This is a genomic window from Streptomyces reniochalinae, from assembly GCF_003323735.1.
Taxonomy (GTDB): domain Bacteria; phylum Actinomycetota; class Actinomycetes; order Streptomycetales; family Streptomycetaceae; genus Streptomyces; species Streptomyces reniochalinae.
The window spans coordinates 308,430-326,528 of sequence record NZ_QOIM01000038.1 but is presented as its reverse complement, the minus strand read 5'-3'; the positions used below and the strand labels follow the sequence as shown (position 1 = coordinate 326,528).

The 18,099-nt window shown below is 70.7% G+C and carries 12 protein-coding genes; 6 read left to right on the top strand and 6 right to left on the bottom strand.

Annotated features, from left to right (window positions below):
* Nucleotides 1-159: 159 nt before the first annotated feature.
* Nucleotides 160-3,288: an isoleucine--tRNA ligase gene (gene ileS / locus DQ392_RS20910; RefSeq protein WP_114017167.1), complete on the bottom strand. Its 3,129-nt coding sequence runs from the start codon at nt 3,286-3,288 to the stop codon at nt 160-162.
* Between the two features lie 481 nt (nt 3,289-3,769).
* On the opposite strand from ileS, the gene DQ392_RS20905 reads away from it, so the two are divergent.
* Both DQ392_RS20905 and lspA read left to right on the top strand, forming a co-directional pair.
* Nucleotides 3,770-4,561 carry a TraR/DksA family transcriptional regulator gene (locus DQ392_RS20905; RefSeq protein ID WP_114017166.1) on the top strand — a complete coding sequence of 264 codons (792 nt, stop codon included), beginning with the start codon at nt 3,770-3,772 and terminating at the stop codon, nt 4,559-4,561.
* A 44-nt stretch (nt 4,562-4,605) separates the two neighbouring features.
* The gene (gene lspA, locus DQ392_RS20900) at nt 4,606-5,211 is read left to right on the top strand and encodes a signal peptidase II (RefSeq protein WP_425470565.1); all 606 of its coding nucleotides are present in this window, start codon (nt 4,606-4,608) and stop codon (nt 5,209-5,211) included.
* 91 nt (nt 5,212-5,302) lie between these two features.
* Here the strand turns inward: lspA and DQ392_RS20895 are convergent, their stop codons facing one another.
* Nucleotides 5,303-6,508 (bottom strand): metallopeptidase domain-containing protein, encoded by a 1,206-nt coding sequence (locus DQ392_RS20895; RefSeq protein WP_114017164.1) that lies wholly within the window; start codon nt 6,506-6,508, stop codon nt 5,303-5,305.
* Between the two features lie 169 nt (nt 6,509-6,677).
* On the opposite strand from DQ392_RS20895, the gene DQ392_RS20890 reads away from it, so the two are divergent.
* Both DQ392_RS20890 and DQ392_RS20885 read left to right on the top strand, forming a co-directional pair.
* The gene (locus DQ392_RS20890; RefSeq protein WP_114017328.1) at nt 6,678-7,619 is read left to right on the top strand and encodes an RluA family pseudouridine synthase; all 942 of its coding nucleotides are present in this window, start codon (nt 6,678-6,680) and stop codon (nt 7,617-7,619) included.
* Nucleotides 7,620-7,622: 3 nt separating this feature from the next.
* Nucleotides 7,623-9,227, top strand: coding sequence for a Na+/H+ antiporter (locus DQ392_RS20885; RefSeq protein WP_114017163.1), 1,605 nt, complete (start codon nt 7,623-7,625; stop codon nt 9,225-9,227).
* Nucleotides 9,228-9,338: 111 nt separating this feature from the next.
* Here the strand turns inward: DQ392_RS20885 and DQ392_RS20880 are convergent, their stop codons facing one another.
* The gene (locus DQ392_RS20880) at nt 9,339-10,379 is read right to left on the bottom strand and encodes a mechanosensitive ion channel family protein (protein WP_114017162.1); all 1,041 of its coding nucleotides are present in this window, start codon (nt 10,377-10,379) and stop codon (nt 9,339-9,341) included.
* A gap of 169 nt (nt 10,380-10,548) precedes the next feature.
* On the opposite strand from DQ392_RS20880, the gene DQ392_RS20875 reads away from it, so the two are divergent.
* A complete protein-coding gene (locus tag DQ392_RS20875; protein ID WP_114017161.1) occupies nt 10,549-11,136 on the top strand; it encodes a dienelactone hydrolase family protein in 588 nt (195 codons plus the stop codon).
* Nucleotides 11,137-11,338: 202 nt separating this feature from the next.
* Here the strand turns inward: DQ392_RS20875 and DQ392_RS20870 are convergent, their stop codons facing one another.
* The 3 genes from DQ392_RS20870 to DQ392_RS20860 form a co-directional block, all read right to left on the bottom strand.
* The gene (locus tag DQ392_RS20870) at nt 11,339-12,103 is read right to left on the bottom strand and encodes a thioredoxin domain-containing protein (protein WP_114017160.1); all 765 of its coding nucleotides are present in this window, start codon (nt 12,101-12,103) and stop codon (nt 11,339-11,341) included.
* Nucleotides 12,104-12,156: 53 nt separating this feature from the next.
* Nucleotides 12,157-12,858 (bottom strand): hypothetical protein, encoded by a 702-nt coding sequence (locus DQ392_RS20865; protein ID WP_114017327.1) that lies wholly within the window; start codon nt 12,856-12,858, stop codon nt 12,157-12,159.
* A 133-nt stretch (nt 12,859-12,991) separates the two neighbouring features.
* Nucleotides 12,992-14,320: a DUF2252 domain-containing protein gene (locus tag DQ392_RS20860; protein WP_114017159.1), complete on the bottom strand. Its 1,329-nt coding sequence runs from the start codon at nt 14,318-14,320 to the stop codon at nt 12,992-12,994.
* 194 nt (nt 14,321-14,514) lie between these two features.
* On the opposite strand from DQ392_RS20860, the gene dnaE reads away from it, so the two are divergent.
* Nucleotides 14,515-18,057: a DNA polymerase III subunit alpha gene (dnaE, locus tag DQ392_RS20855; protein ID WP_114017326.1), complete on the top strand. Its 3,543-nt coding sequence runs from the start codon at nt 14,515-14,517 to the stop codon at nt 18,055-18,057.
* Nucleotides 18,058-18,099 lie beyond the last annotated feature (42 nt).

Here is an 18,099-nt window from a genome sequence, read left to right as displayed (position 1 = left end):
CGAGAGCACTTCGCTCTCGGGCCCGGGCCGTTGTCGCTCCTCCCGCCCCTTCCGAAGCTCCCCAGGCGCCGCGGACGCCTGCACTCAGTCGCCGGCCGGGCTCCAAGGAGCCCGGCCGGCGCTCTGGGAGGCGGTGCCCCTGGTTCGGGGAGAGGGCCGCTACGCCTTGCGCAACCGGAACGTGAGGGAGAGGGCCTCGTCCTCGACGGAGGGGCCCGCCAACTCCGTGGGGTCGCCCTGCGCGAACTCCGTCGCCAGGACCTCTTCGGCGATGAGGAACGTGTGCTCGGCGAGCGCCCTGGCGACCTCCTCGTCATCGGACTGCCACCGCAGCTCGATGCGGTCGGCCACGTCGAGCCCGGAGTTCTTGCGGGCCTCCTGGATGAGCCGGATGGCGTCCCGGGCCAGGCCCGTGCGCCGCAGCTCCGGGCTGATCTCCAGGTCGAGCGCGACCGTGGCGCCGGTGTCCGAGGCCACCGACCAGCCCTCCCGCGGGGTTTCGGTGATGAGGACCTCTTCGGGGCTGAGCGCGATCGCCGCGCCGTCGACCTCCACCGTGGCGTTGCCCTCCCGCAGCGCCACGGACAGCGCGGCGGCGTCGGCGCCGGCGATGGCCTTGGCGACGGTCTGGGTGTCCTTGCCGAAGCGGCGGCCCAGCGCCCGGAAGTTGGCCTTGGCCGAGGTGTCGACAAGGGAGCCGCCGACCTCGGAGAGCGAGGCCAGCTGTTCGACGTTGAGCTCTTCGGTGATCTGTGTCCGCATCTCGGGGGAGAGCGTCTCGAACCCCTGCGCGGCGATGAGGGCCCGCGAGAGGGGCTGGCGGGTCTTGACGCCGGACTCGGCGCGGGATGCGCGGCCCAGCTCGACCAGGCGCCGGACCAGCAGCATGTCCTGGGACAGTTCGGGGTCGATGCGGCTCAGGTCGGCCTGGGGCCAGGCGGACAGGTGCACGGAGTCGGGGGCGCCGGGGGTGACGGGGACGATCAGGTCCTGCCAGACCCGTTCGGTGATGAAGGGGGTGAGGGGCGCCATCAGCTGGGTGACCGTCTCGACGACCTCGTGCAGGGTGCGCAGCGCGGCCGGGTCGCCCTGCCAGAAGCGGCGGCGGGAGCGGCGCACGTACCAGTTGGACAGGTCGTCGACGAAGGTGGACAGCAGCTTGCCCGCGCGCTGCGTGTCGTAGCCGTCCATGGCGAGCGTGACCTGGTCGACCAGCGCGTGCAGTTCGCTGAGCAGCCAGCGGTCCAGCAGGGGGCGCTCGTGCGGCGCGGGGTCGGACTCGGCGGGCGCCCAGCCGCTGGTGCGCGCGTACAGGGCCTGGAAGGCGACGGTGTTCCAGTAGGTCAGCAGCGTCTTGCGGACGACTTCCTGGATGGTGCCGTGGCCGACCCGGCGGGCGGCCCAGGGGGAGCCGCCGGCGGCCATGAACCAGCGCACCGCGTCGGCGCCGTGCTGGTCCATGAGCGGGATGGGCTCCAGGATGTTGCCCAGGTGCTTGGACATCTTGCGGCCGTCCTCGGCGAGGATGTGGCCCAGGCAGACGACGTTCTCGTAGGACGACTTGTCGAAGACGAGGGTGCCGACGGCCATCAGCGTGTAGAACCAGCCGCGGGTCTGGTCGATGGCCTCGGAGATGAACTGCGCCGGGTAGCGCTTCTCGAACAGTTCCTTGTTCTTGTAGGGGTAGCCCCACTGCGCGAAGGGCATCGACCCCGAGTCGTACCAGGCGTCGATGACCTCGGGGACGCGGGTGGCCTGCCGGCCGCAGCCCTCGGTGGGGCAGGCGAAGGTGACGGCGTCGATGTAGGGGCGGTGCGGGTCGAGGCCCGACTGGTCGGTGCCGGACAGGTCGCTCAGTTCGGCCAGCGAGCCGACGCAGGTGAAGTGGCCCTCCTCGCAGCGCCAGACCGGCAGCGGGGTGCCCCAGTAGCGGTTGCGCGAGAGCGCCCAGTCCACGTTGTTGTCCAGCCAGTCGCCGAAGCGGCCGTGCTTGACGGACTCGGGGAACCAGTTGGTCGCCTCGTTCTCCCGCAGGAGGGCTTCCTTGATCTGGGTGGTGCGGATGTACCAGGACGGCTGGGGGTAGTAGATGAGCGCCGTGTGGCAGCGCCAGCAGTGCGGGTAGCTGTGCTCGTAGGCGACGTGGCGGAAGAGGATGCCGCGCGCGTCCATGTCCGCGACCAGCGCCTCGTCGGCCTTCTTGAAGAACTGCCCGCCGACCAGGTCCAGGTCGGGGTCGAAGGTGCCGTCGGCGCGGACGGGCACGACGGGCTCGATGCCGTTGGCGCGCGCCACCCGGAAGTCGTCCTCACCGAAGGGCGCCAGGTGCACCATGCCGGTGCCGTCCTCGGTGGTGACGTAGGTGTCGTTGACGACGAAGTGCGCATCGGGGATGTCGACGAGGTCGAACGGGCGCCGGTAGTGCCAGCCGTTCATCTCGCGCCCGGTGTAGCGCTGCCCCGTGATGTGCCAGTCCTCCCCGAGGGCCGAGGTCAGCAGCGGCTCGGCGACGACGATCTTGTCGGTGCCGTTGGAGGCGACCACGTAGGTGACGTCGGGGTGGGCGGCGACCGCGAGGTTGGACACCAGCGTCCACGGCGTGGTCGTCCACACCATCAGCGAGGCCTCGCCGGCCAGTGGCCCCGAGGTCAGCGGCAGCGTCACGTAGACCGAGGGGTCCACGACGGTCTCGTAGCCCTGGGCCAGCTCGTGGTCCGAGAGGCCGGTGCCGCAGCGGGGGCACCAGGGGGCGACCCGGTGGTCCTGGACCAGCAGGCCCTTGGCGAAGATCTGCTTAAGCGACCACCAGACCGATTCGATGTACTCGGGGTTCATCGTCCGGTAGGCGTCGTCCAGGTCGACCCAGTAGCCCATCCGGGTGGTCAGCTCGGCGAAGGCGTCGGTGTGCCGGGTGACCGACTCGCGGCACTTGGCGTTGAAGGCGGCGATGCCGAAGTTCTCGATGTCCTGTTTGCCGTTGAAGCCCAGCTCCTTCTCCACGGCCAGCTCGACGGGCAGCCCGTGGCAGTCCCAGCCGGCCTTGCGGGCCACGTGGTAGCCGCGCATGGTGCGGAAGCGGGGGAAGACGTCCTTGAAGACGCGGGCCTCGATGTGGTGCGCGCCCGGCATGCCGTTCGCGGTGGGCGGGCCCTCGTAGAAGACCCACTCGGGGCGGCCCTCGGACATCTCGAGGCTGCGGGCGAACACCTTGTTCTCGCGCCAGAAGTCGAGCACGGCCCGCTCCAGTGCGGGCAGGTCGACCTGGGCGGGCACCTGGTTGTACTGCATCGTCGGGTCTTCTTCCTCCGGCGGACATCCAGAAGGCGGGTGCGCCTTCATTACCGTCGGAGGGACGAGCGTGCCGCCTTGCGGCGGCGGACCCGCGGTACCACCCTCCTTGGCGGCGGGCCCGGTGCGGGCCCTCCGCCCCCTCATTGGGGCAGCGCTGCCGGGTCTACTCGCTCCCGGAGGGTGTCCGTGGAGCTTTCTTCCGGCGGCTCGGGGGTGATCTTCACGCCGCGCTCGCCTCCGGGCTCCCACCGTCCCCGGATCGCTTGGGGCTGCCTACGGGGTTACTCGTCCCCTTCATCGCCTCACGCCGCCCCCAGTGTACGGGGCTCCGCGCGGGGCGGTGGAGCGGTTTTCGACCCGCCGGGCGGGGCACAACGGATGCAGACCCGGCGTGCCCCGTTGCTGTGCGCCCCAAGTCGATTTATCGTTCCGGTCACGTTTCGCGAGCAAGATCACAAAATGTGAAGGGGTCGCGGTCATGGTGGCGGAGGAGAGGGCCGCGAAGAAGGTGGCGAAGAAGGCGGGGGCGAAGAAAGCCACGAAAAAGGCGGCGGCCAAGAAGGTTCCCGGTGGGGAGGCGGGGGAAAAGAAGACGGCGGCCAGGAAGGCGGGGGAGAAGAAGGCACCGGCGAAGGCTCCGGCGAAGAAGGCCGCGGCGAAGAAGGCCGCGGGGGCAAGGCCCGCGGCATCCGAGGCCGCGGCGGAAGTGACAGCGGCCGACGCGGCCGCGGACCGGCCGGGCGACGCTCACCAGGCGCCCGCCGGAGAGGCCGCGCAGAACACGACGGGAGCTGAGACGGTGGCTGCGAAGAAGACGTCCAAGGCGCAGGCCGAGGCGGTGCCCTCGGCGCGGAACGGCACCGGGTCCGCCGCCCCCGGGGAACTGCCCGTCCGCCCCGGCGAGGACCCCTGGTCCCCCGAGGAGGTCGAGGAGGCGCGCTCCGGGCTCCGCGAGGAGGTGTCCCGCCTCAAGCACGAGATCGCCTCGGCGGACGAGGCGCTCAACGGCCTGATGCGCGACTCGGGTGACGGGGCGGGCGACGACGACGCCGACACCGGCACCAAGAACATCACCCGCGAGCACGAGATGGCGCTGGCCGCCAACGCCCGCGAGATGCTGTACCAGACCGAGCGGGCCCTGGAGCGGCTGGACGCGGGCACGTACGGCCTGTGCGAGAACTGTGGCCAGCCGATCGGGAAGGCCAGGATGCAGGCGTTCCCCAGGGCCACGCTGTGCGTGGAGTGCAAGCAGAAGCAGGAGCGCCGCTGACCGCCGATGACCCGCGCCCGGCGCGGGTGTCGTACCCTCAAGGCGTGACTGAGGTGGACCGGACCGGCGAGGGCCCCGACGACCGCGCGGCCGGTGTGGCCGAGGACGCACAGCGAGGTGACGAACAGCGGGGCGAGGGCGGGCAGTCGCCCGCGCCCGCGAAGGGCAGGCGCCGGATCCCCGTGCTGGTCGCGGTGGCGGCGCTCGCCCTCGTGCTGGACCTGGTCAGCAAGCTGGTGGTGGTCGCCGAGCTGGAGAACCACGCGCCGATCGAGGTGCTCGGCTCCTGGCTCCAGCTCAACGTCATCCGCAACCCCGGCGCCGCGTTCGGCGTGGGCGAGGCGCTGACGATCGTGCTGACGGTCATCGCGGCGACCGTCGTCGTCGTGATCGCCCGCATCGCGCGGAAGCTCTACAGCACCCCGTGGGCCATCGCGCTGGGGCTGTTGCTGGGCGGCGCCTGCGGCAACCTGACGGACCGGATCTTCCGCGCGCCCGGGGTCTTCCAGGGCGCCGTGGTGGACTTCATCGCCCCCAGGCACTTCGCGGTCTTCAACCTCGCCGACTCGGCCATCGTCTGCGGCGGCATCCTGATCGTGCTGCTCTCCTTCCGCGGCCTCGACCCGGACGGCACCGTCCACCGGGACTGACCCGCGTCCCGAGTCGTCCGGGACCGCTCGCCGCCTCCGCGGCCTCCGCCCCGCGGCGGTCCCCGGGCGGGCGCGTCCGTTCCCGCCGGTGTCACCCCTCCCGGCCGGGGACGTGCACCCGTATCCGGTAGCCGTCGTGCGTCGCCCCGGTGACCGTGACGCGCACCCCGCCGCGGAAGGTGTGGCTCTCGCCCGGTGTGAACGGTGCGTCGGACATCTCGGCGAGTTCGGTGGGCAGCCGGTCGGCGCAGGCGGGACCGCCGCCGCTGCGCGGCCGGGAGTCGACCACCCGGACGGGACCCTCGCCCGTGGGCGTGCGGGAGTCGACGGTGTAGACGAGGACACCCTCCGCGCAGATGTCCCGGTCGAGACCCGTGCGCGTGCGGGCCTCGGCGACGATGGCGCTGTGGCTGCCGGTCCGCACGACGGTGATGCCCGCGTTCCGGCTGCTGACGGGGGAGAGGGTGTGCTCGCTGGTGCCGGGCGCGGTGACGCAGCCGACGCGGGAGCCGGCCAGCCAGCCGAACTTCCACTTGTGCCAGCCGAGCAGGTCGGATATTCCTGCCATGCTCATCGTGTCCCAGCCGCCCGCGTACTCGACCGAGGCGTTCTGGGAGACGTTGTAGAGGTCGGGCAGCCCGTAGAGGTGGTTGGCCTCGTGGACGAAGTTGCCGCGCTGCCACAGCGCCGAGTCGGAGGCCCGGCCGAAGATGAGCGCGGCTCCGTGCACCGGGGTGCCGCCCGCCCGCAGTCCCTCGAAGGTGTGGGCCTGGGAGACGGTGGGCGGTGCGGGGACGTTGCTGTCGGCGACGACGAAGACCAGGTCGGCGCCGCTCACGTCGGTGCCCTGGCGCTGCGCGGCCTCCAGCGCGTCCCGGACGTAACCGCGCATCAGTCCCGTGGTGATGCCGCGGGTGATCCCGTAGGAGGACCACGGCCGCGGCATGCGTATCCAGTCCGCGCTGGGGGCGACCTCCAGGCGGTACTTGCCGAAGGAGGCGCGGTCGAGGAAGCGGTCGCCGTACCGGGAGAAGAAGCGGGCGCGCTCGCCGGCCGGGGTGGTGGCGGGGTGGTCGGGGAAGTCGACCATCAGCATCAGCGCGCGCTTGTGCCCCCGGGGCCGGACGTAGCCCGCCCCGAGGGGCCCCTCGTCGGTGCCGGACCCGGGCGCTATCGCGCACGGCCCCGTGATGCCCTCGGCGGCCGCTACCGGGACGGGGACGAGGGTGAGGCACGCTGTCGCCAGAGCTGTGACCACGGCCAGGGCGGGGCGCTTGGGTGTCCTGCGCGGCGTCATCCGCTGGTCCCTCCGCATAAGCTCGCCGACCCCCGGGCTCAAGGGCTGTCCGTGGTGACACCGTCCGCTCGCGGCAGGGGCGCCGCACCCCCGGGTGGGCCGCGCGGGTGAGGGAGTGCCCGGGTGCGGCCGTGCGGGCCGTACGGGTGTGTCCGGCATACTCGATCAGGTGAGCACGCTTCCTGAGACCCGGACCCTGCCCGTACCCGACGGCCTGGAGGGTGAGCGCGTCGATGCCGCGCTCGCCAGGATGTTCGGCTTCTCGCGGACCAAAGCGGCGGAGTTGGCCGCGGAGGGGAAGGTGCTGCTGGACGGGGCGCCGGCGGGCAAGTCGGACCGTGTGCAGGGCGGGGCGTGGCTGGAGGTGGAGATGCCCCAGCAGGCGCAGCCGGTGCGGATCGTGGCCGAGCCCGTCGAGGGCATGGAGATCGTCCATGACGACGACGACATCGTGGTGATCGTCAAGCCGGTCGGTGTCGCCGCGCATCCCAGCCCCGGCTGGAGCGGGCCGACCGTCATCGGCGGGCTGGCCGCCGCCGGATACACCATCGCCACCTCGGGCGCCGCCGAGCGCCAGGGCATCGTCCACCGGCTGGACGTGGGCACCTCGGGGCTGATGGTCGTCGCCAAGTCCGAGCGCGCGTACACGCTGCTCAAGCGCCAGTTCAAGGAACGCACCGTGGACAAGCGGTACCACGCGCTGGTCCAGGGCCACCCCGATCCGCTCAGCGGCACCATCGACGCGCCCATCGGCCGCCACCCGCAGCACGACTACAAGTGGGCGGTCACCTCCGACGGCAAGCCCTCGGTGACGCACTACGACCTGATCGAGGCGTTCCGGGCCGCCAGCCTGCTCGACATCAAGCTGGAGACGGGCCGCACCCACCAGATCCGGGTGCACATGGCCGCGCACCGGCATCCGTGTGTGGGCGATCTCACCTACGGGGCCGATCCGAAGCTGGCCAAGCGGCTGCGGGTGGAGCGGCAGTGGCTGCACGCCGTGCGCCTCGGGTTCGAACATCCGGGCGACGGGCGCTGGGTCGAGTACGAGAGTTCCTACCCCGACGATCTCCAGGTGGCGCTCGACCGGGTGCGGGCGGAGAGCTCCTGACCGATGGATCAGCTCGCCCTCTTCTTCGCCCTGCTGCTCGCCGCCGTCGTCATGGTCCCGCTCGGGGACAAGCTCAACCTGCCCTCGCCGGTGCTGATGACCCTGTTCGGCGGGGTGCTGGCGGTCGTCCCCTCCATTCCGAACGTCTCGCTGCCGCCCGAGTACATCCTGCCGCTCGTGCTGCCGCCGCTGATCTACGCGGCGGCGCAGCGCACCTCCTGGCGCCAGTTCGCGGCGAACAAGAGACCGATCTTCCTGATGGCGGTCGCGCTGGTCTTCGTCACCACCGCCGCCGTGGCCGCCGTCGCCAACGCGCTGGTGCCCGGGCTCGGCCTCGCCGGTGCCGTCGCGCTGGGTGCCCTGGTCGCGCCGCCCGACCCGGTCGCGGCCACCGCCGTGGCCGGCAACGTCGGCCTTCCCCGCCGCCTGGTCTCCGCGCTGGAGGGCGAGGGCCTGTTCAACGACGTGACGGCCATCACCCTCTACCACGTGGCGATCGCGGCCGCCGTCACCGGCTCTTTCTCCCTGCCGGTCGCCGCGGGCGAACTGGTGCTCTCCGGCGTGGTCGCGGTCGCCGTGGGACTCGGGCTCGGCTGGCTCGCCAACAAGCTCATGAGCTACCTCGGCGACGCCACCCTCCAGACCGGGCTGACCCTGCTGGTGCCCTTCGCCTCCTACGTGCTCGCCGAGGAGCTGATGGGCTCGGGCGTGCTCGGCGTGCTGACCACCGCGCTCTACCTGGCCTCCGGGCACGCCGTGGACGCGGACGACGTGCAGGGGCGGCTCGCCGGGCAGACGTTCTGGCAGATCGTGGACACCCTGGTCACCGGCATCGCCTTCGGGCTGATCGGACTGGAACTGCACACGATCTTCGGCACGGTCCAGCAGGAGTGGCGCCAGTTGCTGCCCGCGGCGGGCGCGGTCGTCGGCGTCGTCGTCGTGCTGCGGCTGCTGTGGCTGCTGCCGACCGCGTGGCTGGCCCAGCGGCTGCACCGGCGCAAGGACCTGGACGAGGACATTCCGCGCAACTGGCGCGAGACCGTCGTCGTGTGGTGGTCGGGGATGCGCGGAGTCGCCTCGGTCGCGCTGGCGCTGGCGGTGCCGCTGAGTCTGGAGCCGGAGGCGGGCGGCGGTGCGTTCCCCGGGCGCGAGGCGATCATCTTCATCGCGTTCGCCGTGGTCATCGTCACGCTCGTCTTCCAGGGGCTGACCCTGCCGTGGCTCGTCAACCGGCTGAACGTCCAGGCCGACAGCGCCGCGGAGCGCGAGGTCGAGCGGCAGCTGGCGGTGCGGGTGGCCAAGGCGGCCCGCAAGCGGCTCAGGGAGATCGAGGAGGTCGAGGACCTGCCGGAGGAGGTCTCCGAGGCGCTGGCCAGGAGGGTCTGGGACATGGGGGCGCGGATCTCCCCCGACATCGTCGACGACGAGCGCCGGGCCGCCCACCGCAAGCGCGTGGACCGGTTGCAGAAGATGCGGCGCCTCAACGGCGAGCTGCTGTCCGCCGCCCGCCACGAGGTGATCGCCGCGCGCGGCGAGGCCGGGGTGGACCCCGAGGTCGTGGACCGGGTGCTGCACCAGCTCGACGTCCGCAGCTTCCGCGGCGTCTGACCCCACCTGCGCGGACGTCCCCCGGTCAGCCCGCGCGGCCCACTTTCCGGAACGTCCCCCGGGCAGCCCGAGCCCGGGGGCGTGTGAACCGGACGCGCCCAGGGGGCCGGGTCAGAGCGTCTTCTCCTGCGGGGAGGTGACCCGGATACCCGGCAGCGCCTGCGGGTGCTCGTCCCGCAGCCAGGCCAGCAGCTGCTCACGCACCGAGCAGCGCAGTGTCCACAGGTCGCCGGAGGAGCGCGCCGTCATGGCGACCCGTACCTCGATCGTGGAGGGGGTGGTGTCGGTGACGACCAGGCTCCAGCTGCGGCCGTCCCACTCGTCGCTCGCCCTGATCAGCTCCTCGGCCTTGGCGCGCAGTTCGGTGACGGGCGCCGCGTGGTCGAGCTGGAGGTAGACGGTGCCGGTCATCTGGGGACCGCCGCGCGACCAGTTCTCGAACGGGTTGTTGGTGAAGTACGAGACCGGCATGGTGATGCGGCGCTCGTCCCAGGTGAAGATCACCAGGTAGGAGACGGTGATCTCCTCCACGGTTCCCATCTCGCCTTCCACCACGACCTCGTCGCCGATCCGCACCATGTCACCGAAGGCGATCGACAGCCCCGCGAACAGGTTGCCCAGCGTGGACTGGGCGGCGATACCGGCGACGATGCCCAGCACACCGGCCGAGGCCAGCATCGAGGTGCCGAACGTCTTCATGCCGGGGAACTGGAGCAGTACCGCCGCGACCGCGATCACCGTCACCACGGCGGTGATCAGCCGCCGGATCAGCGTCAGTTGCGTGCGCACCCGCCGGCCGCGCGCCGGGTCGTGGGTGGCGCCCGCGTACCGGGTGGCGATCGTCTCGGTTATCGCGGCGACGATCCGCAGGATCAGCCAGGCCGAGGCCCCGATCGTGATGACCGTCAGCCACAGGTCGACCCCTTCCCTGTGGTCCTTGGCCAGGTGGGTGGAGCCGAAGAAACCGCTCACCAGCGCGACGAAGAGCACCGCGTTGAAGGGGACCCGGCCACTGCGCAGCAGGCCCCACATCGGGGTCTCGGGGTGCCGGGCGTCGAGGCGGACCAGCAGGCGGTCGAGAGCCCAGGCGAGTACGTACGACAGCACGATCGCGCCACCGAAGACGATGACGGGCCGGAGCACGTTCTCCATGGTCGCCTTTCTCCTAGGGGACCCCGCGGGCGCCGCGCGCCGGGGGCGACGGCCGCGCGCACGGCCGTGCCCGCGGCCGTCCAGGCCACCGACGACCGTACCTGGCACCATGTGGAGTAACCGGCTCCAGGGCGCTCACCCCGGCCCTTTGTGAAGGAAGTGACATCCAGTGGCACCCCGATCGATCGTCCTCTTCCACTCCGTGTGCGGGCTCACGGCGGACGTGCACGCCGCGGCCGAGCGGCTGCGCGCCGCGGGACACGAGGTGACCACCCCCGACCTGTTCGAGGGCCGGACCGCGGCCTCGGTCGAGGAGGGCATGCGGATGCGGGAGAAGGAGGACAGCCCCGACCGCGACGAGCTGCTGAGGCGGGCCGTGACCGCGACGGCTCCGCTCCTGGACCAGGGGCTGGTCTACGCGGGCTTCTCCCTGGGCGGCTCCGTCGCCCAGACCCTCGCGCTGGCCGACGAGAGGGCCCGGGGCCTCCTGCTCTTCTCGGGGACGTCCGACATCCCCGAGGACGCCGACGTCGACGACCTCCCCGTCCAGCTCCACGTCGGCGACCCGGACGCCTTCGAGCCCCACGACTGGCTCACCGCCTGGTACCTGCGCATGCAGCGCGCCGGCGCCGACGTCGAGATCCACCGGTACCCCGGCGTGGGGCACCTGTACACCCACGCCTCGCTCGACGACCACGACCAGGACGCGGCGGAAGCCACCTGGCGCACGGCGCTGGGCTTCCTGGAGACGCTGTAGCCGCGCGGCGGGCCTGTACCCGGCCCCTGCCGGGGAGAGCGGACGCGCACGCGGCCGGCCGGGCCGTCGCTGACGTGCGATGGTAAGAAGTCGCTGACGTGCGGCGGCAAGAAAGAGGGGCGGACCGCACACACGGTGCGGTCCGCCCCTTCCCTTACGCCGGCCGGGAAGGTCTCAAAAGACCCTCCCGCCGCCGCGGGCGTTACTTCTTCTCTTCCTTGCCGCCCGTCTTCACGTCGACGCCCATGTCCTTGAGCTTGCCCGGCAGGTCCTGCGGCTGGACCTGCTCACCGTCGATCTTGACGGTCGGAGTGCCCTGGATCTCGGCGCCGTTGAAGCTGGCGATCATGTCCTTGGCCCACTTGTTGTACTTCTTGGACTCGACCGCCTTCTCGAACTTCTTGTTGTCCTTCAGAGCGGGGACCTCGTCGGAGACCTTGAGCAGGTAGGCGTTGTCGGCGAACTTGTCGTCCTGCTCCTCGGGGTGCCACTTCTTCGAGTAGAGCTGGTGCTTGTAGTCGACGAAGGCGTCCATGCTCACCGCCTTGGCGGCGCCCAGCGCGCGGGCGGCGTTCTTGGAACCCTTGCCGCCCATGTTGTCGTCGATGATCGAGCCGAGGTGGACGCGCAGCTTGAACTTGCCGTCGTCCGCACCCTTCTGCAACTGCTCGCCCATGGCCTGCTCGAAGCTGGCGCACGCCGGGCAGCGCAGGTCCTCGTAGACGTCGATGGTCTTCTCTGCCTTGGCGCCGCCCGTGGTGACGGCCATGTCGTCGCCGCTGGAGTCCTTGCCGTTCAGCTTGGCGACGGCGACTCCGATGCCGGCCACCACGACCAGCACACCGACCACCGTCAGGGCGACCAGCAACTGCCGCCGGGTGCGCTCCTTCTTGGCCTGCTTCTCCCGCTCGACCCGCAGCCGCTCGCGGGCCGCACGCTTGGCTTCGGGGCTGTTGCGCTTGCTCATGAGTGTTCTTCTCTTCTCCGTGATGTCCGTACGCGAATGGAACCCGACCGTGCTCAGGCCGCCGGGGCGGCGGTGAGCGCGGGCGGGCCGCGACGGTGCACGGAGTGCGTCAGCAGCGGCAGCGCGCGGGGCGCGGGGGCTGCCCGTGGGCGTGCCGGGCGGGCCGGTCCCGTGTTGCCCGAGGCGGTGTGGCAGGCGGCCACGGCGCACCACAGCGGACGGAAGGCGGTGGCGGCGACCGCCCGCAGCATTCGGGCCAGCGCCGCCTCGCCGCGCCGCAGCCACAGCGCGGCCAGCAGGCCCACGCACACGTGCGCGGCCAGCAGCAGCCACGGGAGCGCGGCACCGGGTACGCCGTGCACGCCCAGCGGGTACGCGCCGGTGTCGGCGCCGCGCGCGGCCATCCTGGCCAGCGGGGTGCCGACGTTGCCGCCGCCGCACAGCAGATCCACGCCCACAGAGCGCAGCGGCCCCGTCACCGGACCGCCGGCCTGCCCGTAGCAGGCGTGCTGCCCGGTGGTGAAGACCGTGTCGGCCGCCAGCTCCAGCGGCACGAGAGCGGCGGCGATCCGCCCGAAGCCGCGCTCGCGCCCCGCGAGCGCGAACGCCAGGGCGAAGACGAGGGCCGAGACCGCCAGCAGCGGGCGCAGCGGGACGGGGGCACCGGACAGCAGCACGTGCGAGCCGCAGGACAGCGCGACGCACAGGGCCGTGAAGAGCCCCGCCCGCGCTGTTCGTATGCCTACCGCACCCATGGTGACCGAGTGTGCCATGAGGACGCGTAAGCGGTCCCTAAAGGTCGCGGACCCGGCTGCCTCACGGGCCGCCGGACGCCCGGGATGTTCCCGACGCCCGTAATGGTGCCCGGGCCGACGCCGCGGCCGGGCCTCAGACCCCGGCGATCCGGCCGTTGCGGAACAGGTCGACGAAGATCTGGTGATCGCGGCGGGCGGTGGCGCCGTAGGAGTGCGCGAAGTCCACCAGCATCGCGCGGAAGCCGTCCTCGTCCTTCGAGATCGCCTCGTCGATCGCCTGCTCCGTGGAGAACGGCACCAGGCTGTGGCCGCTCTCCGCTTCGTCGGCCGCCGCGTGCATCGTCGCGGTCGCCCGCCCGAGGTCGGCGGTGACCTGCCCGATCTCGTGCGGGTCCGACAGGTCCGACCAGTCCAGATCCACCGCGTACGGGGAGACCTCCGCCACCAGCTGGCCCGCTCCGTCCAGCTCCGTCCAGCCCAGCCACGGGTCGGCGTGCGCCTGGAGGGCGCGCTGCGAGATCACCGTACGGTGCCCCTCGTGCCGGAAGTAGTCGCGCACCGCCTGGTCGGTGATGTGCCGTGAGACCGCCGGGGTCTGCGCCTGCTTCATGTAGATGACCAGGTCGTTCTCCAGCGCGTCGCTGTGGCCCTCCAGCAGGATGTTGTACGAGGGCAGGCCCGCGCTGCCGATGCCGATGCCCCGCCGCCCCACCACGTCCTTGACCCGGTGCGCGCCGTGCCGCTCGCGGCCCTCGTGGCGCGGCAGCGTCTCCAGGTACGCGTCGAAGGACTCCAGGACCGTCTCCCTGGTCGCCTTGTCCAGCTCGATGGAGCCGCCGCCCGGGGTGAAGCGGCGCTCCCAGTCGCGGATCTCGGTCATGGTGCCCAGCAGCCCGAAGCGGGTGTTCGCGCGGGCGGAGTGCAGGGCGTCCAGCACGGGACCGCGCGCCGTGTCCAGGGTGAGGGCCGGCGGCTCGCTCTCCGAGGCGCCGGAGAGCAGGGCGCGGATGCGGTCGCGGTAGGCGTCGGCGTAGGTGGTCACCAGCGAGGTGATCTGCGTGTCGCTGAACGCCTTGCTGTAGCCCAGCAGCGCCACCGAGGCGGCGAACCGCTGTAGATCCCAGGTGAAGGGGCCGACGTACGCCTCGTCGAAGTCGTTGACGTTGAACAGCAGGCGGCCGTGCGCGTTCATGTAGGTGCCGAAGTTCTCCGCGTGCAGGTCGCCGTGTATCCACACCCGGCTGGTGCGCTCGTCGAGGAAGGGGCCGCTGTCCCGGCCCTCGTGCAGGTCGGCGTAGAAGAGGCAGGCCGTGCCGCGGTAGAAGGCGAAGGCGGAGGCGGCCATCTTGCGGAACTTCGTCTGGAAGGCCGCCGGGTCGGCGGCGAGGAGATCGCCGAAGGCGGTCTCGAAGACCTCCAGAATCGTCTCGCCGCGCTCTGCTTCCTGGCCTGCCTTGGTCATGTGTGCGCTCCGTCGGGTCCGGTCGGTGGATCTGCTGTCCGCCCAACGTACGCCCGCGCGAGCGGGTGCCCGGCGCGCACGGCAGCACCGCCGGGTGTCCCCCGGGGAGCGGGTGGTTCGTCGGCGGACTGTCGGTGCCGGGTCGTAGACTCCTCACTCGCCCCAAAGACCCGCGCCCGGAGGTGGCCTTCGCCGTGAGTGAGCAGCCCTTCACGCATCTGCACGTGCACACGCAGTATTCGCTCCTGGACGGCGCCGCCCGGCTCAAGGACATGTTCGCCGCGTGCAACGAGATGGGCATGTCGCACATCGCGATGACCGACCACGGCAACCTGCACGGGGCCTACGACTTCTTCCACTCCGCGAAGGACGCCGGGGTGACGCCGATCATCGGCATCGAGGCGTACCTGGCCCCCGACCACCGCAGGAACACCCGCCCGGTCAAGTGGGGCACCCCCCACCAGAAGCGGGACGACGTCTCGGGCAACGGCGCCTACACGCACATGACGATGTGGGCGCGCAACGCCACCGGGCTGCACAACCTCTTCCGCGCCCAGTCCCGCGCCAGCCTGGAGGGCTTCTTCCGCAAGCCCCGCATGGACCGCGAGCTGCTGGCCGAGTACGCCGACGGGCTGCTGGCGACCACCGGCTGCCCCTCGGGAGAGGTGAGCACCAAGATCCGGCTCGGCATGGAGGACGAGGCCCTCAAGGCCGCCGGGGAGTATCAGGACATCTTCGGCAAAGAGAACTTCTTCGTCGAGCTGATGGATCACAACATCGAGATCGACAAGCGGGCCAGGGACGGCCTGGAACGCATCGCGCGGAAGATCGACGCGCCCTTCATCGTCACCAACGACTCGCACTACACCTACGAGCGCGAGTCGGCGGCGCACGACACGCTGCTGTGTATCCAGACGGGCAGCAACCTCTCCGATCCCGACCGCTTCAGCTTCGACGGCGCGGGCTACTACCTCAAGTCCGCCGAGGAGATGTACGGCATCGACTCCTCGGACGCCTGGCAGTCCGGCTGCCGCAACACCCAGCTCCTGGTCGCCGAGCGCATCGAGACCGAGGGCATGTTCGAGCCGAAGAACCTGATGCCGAAGTTCGACGTGCCCGAGGGGTACGACGAGATCTCCTGGTTCAAGGAGGAGGTGCGGCGCGGCATGGCCCGCCGCTACCCCGACGGCGTCCCCCACGACCGCCAGGAGCTGGCGGACTACGAGATGAAGGTCATCATCGACATGGGCTTCCCGGGGTACTTCCTCGTGGTCGCCGACTTCATCAACTGGGCCAAGGACAACGGCATCGCGGTCGGCCCGGGGCGCGGCTCGGCGGCGGGCTCGATCGTCTCCTACGCCATGGGCATCACCGACCTCGACCCGGTCACCCACGGGCTGATCTTCGAGCGGTTCCTCAACCCCGAGCGCATCACCATGCCCGACGTCGACATCGACTTCGACGAGCGCAGGCGCGGCGACGTCATCCGGTACGTGACGGAGAAGTACGGCGCAGACAAGGTCGCCATGATCGGTACCTACGGCACCATCAAGGCGAAAGCCGCCATCAAGGACGCCTCCCGCGTGCTGGGCTACCCGTACGCGATGGGCGACCGCATCACCAAGGCCATGCCGGCCGACGTTCTCGGCAAGGGCATCCCGCTGTCCGGCATCACCGACCCCAACCACCCCCGCTACAGCGAGGCGGGCGAGGTGCGGGGGATGTACGAGAACGAGCCGGACGTCAAGAAGGTCATCGACTCGGCCATGGGCATCGAGGGCCTGGTCCGCCAGATGGGCATGCACGCGGCGGGCGTGATCATGTCCAGCGAGCCGGTCATCGACCACGCGCCGATCTTCTCCCCGAAGAACGACGGCACGGTCGTCACCCAGTGGGACTACCCCAGCTGCGAGTCGCTGGGCCTGCTGAAGATGGACTTCCTGGGGCTGCGCAACCTCACCATCATGGACGACGCGGTCAAGATGATCCGCAAGAACAAGGACGTCGACCTCAAGCTCCTCGACCTGCCGCTGGACGACCCGAAGACCTTCGAGCTGCTGTGCCGCGGCGACACCCTGGGCGTCTTCCAGTTCGACGGCGGCCCGATGCGCTCCCTGCTGCGCATGATGAAGCCCGACCACTTCGAGGACATCTCCGCCGTCTCCGCGCTCTACCGCCCGGGCCCGATGGGCATGAACAGCCACATCAACTACGCCCTGCGCAAGAACGGCCAGCAGGAGGTCACCCCGATCCACCCGGAGCTCGAGGAACCCCTCAAGGAGGTCCTCGACATCACCCACGGCCTCATCGTCTACCAGGAGCAGGTGCAAAAGGCCGCCCAGGTGCTCGCCGGCTACTCGCTGGGCCAGGCCGACCTGCTCCGCCGTGCGATGGGCAAGAAGAAGAAGGAGGTTCTCGACAAGGAGTTCGTGAACTTCCAGAAGGGCATGCGGGACAACGGCTACTCCGACGGCGCCATCCAGGCCGTCTGGGACGTGCTGGTGCCCTTCGCCGGCTACGCCTTCAACAAGGCGCACTCCTCCGCCTACGGCCTGGTCACCTACTGGACGGCCTACCTGAAGGCCAACTACCCGGCGGAGTACATGTCGGCGCTGCTCACCTCGGTGCGCGACGACAAGGACAAGTCGGCGGTCTACCTCAACGAGTGCCGCAAGATGGGCATCAAGGTGCTGCCGCCGAACGTGAACGAGTCGGAGGCCAACTTCACCTCGCAGGACGACTCCACGATCGTCTTCGGGCTCACCGCCGTGCGCAACGTGGGCCAGAACGTGGTCGACTCGATCGTCAAGTGCCGCAAGGCCAAGGGCAAATACACCTCCTTCCCCGACTTCCTGGACAAGGTCGAGGCCGTCGTCTGCAACAAGCGCACCGTCGAATCCCTGATCAAGGCCGGCGCCTTCGACGAGATGGGCCACACCCGCAAGGGCCTGACCGCGCAGTTCGAGCCGATGATCGATAACGTGGTGCAGGTCAAGCGCAAGGAGGCCGAGGGGCAGTTCGACCTCTTCGGCGACCTCGGCGGCGACACCGAGGACTCAGGGCCCGGCTTCGGCCTCGACGTGCAGTTCACCGAGGAGGAGTGGGACAAGACCTATCTGCTCGCGCAGGAGCGCGAGATGCTCGGCCTGTACGTCTCCGACCACCCGCTGTTCGGCCTCGAACACGTGCTCAACGACAAGGCGGACGCGGCCATCGCCCAGCTGACCGGCGGCGACTACTCGGACGGCTCCATCGTCACCATCGGCGGCATCATCTCCGGGCTCCAGCGGAAGATGACCAAGCAGGGCAACGCCTGGGCCATCGCGACGGTCGAGGACTTGGCCGGCTCTATCGACTGCATGTTCTTCCCCGCCACCTACCAGCTGGTCTCCACGCAGCTCGTGGAGGACGTCGTCGTGTTCGTCAAGGGCCGCCTGGACAAGCGGGAGGACGTGCCCCGGCTCGTGGCCATGGAGCTGATGGTGCCCGACCTCAGCGAGGCGTCCGCCTCCGCGCCGATCACCATCACCATCCCGACGGTGAAGGTGACGCCGCCGCTGGTGGAGAAGCTGGGGTACGTGCTCACGCAGCACCGGGGCGGCAGCGAGGTCCGGGTGCGCCTGCAAGGCGCTCGCAAGACCACGGTGCTCCGCCTCGACCGCCACCGGGTGACCCCTGACCCGGCCCTCTTCGGTGACCTCAAGGAACTTCTGGGCCCCTCCTGCCTGGCCGGCTAGCCACTCGCCGCCCGGAGGGCCGAGCCCTCCGGGCGGCGAACA

Coding starts and splice junctions, on each gene's coding strand:
- DQ392_RS20865 (WP_114017327.1), bottom strand. CDS start 12,858: ATGGGTGCGGTAGGCATACGAACAGCGCGGGCGGGGCTCTTCACGGCC.
- ileS (WP_114017167.1), bottom strand. CDS start 3,288: ATGCAGTACAACCAGGTGCCCGCCCAGGTCGACCTGCCCGCACTGGAG.
- DQ392_RS20885 (WP_114017163.1), top strand. CDS start 7,623: ATGGATCAGCTCGCCCTCTTCTTCGCCCTGCTGCTCGCCGCCGTCGTC.
- DQ392_RS20905 (WP_114017166.1), top strand. CDS start 3,770: ATGGTGGCGGAGGAGAGGGCCGCGAAGAAGGTGGCGAAGAAGGCGGGG.
- DQ392_RS20880 (WP_114017162.1), bottom strand. CDS start 10,379: ATGGAGAACGTGCTCCGGCCCGTCATCGTCTTCGGTGGCGCGATCGTG.
- DQ392_RS20870 (WP_114017160.1), bottom strand. CDS start 12,103: ATGAGCAAGCGCAACAGCCCCGAAGCCAAGCGTGCGGCCCGCGAGCGG.
- DQ392_RS20860 (WP_114017159.1), bottom strand. CDS start 14,320: ATGACCAAGGCAGGCCAGGAAGCAGAGCGCGGCGAGACGATTCTGGAG.
- DQ392_RS20895 (WP_114017164.1), bottom strand. CDS start 6,508: ATGACGCCGCGCAGGACACCCAAGCGCCCCGCCCTGGCCGTGGTCACA.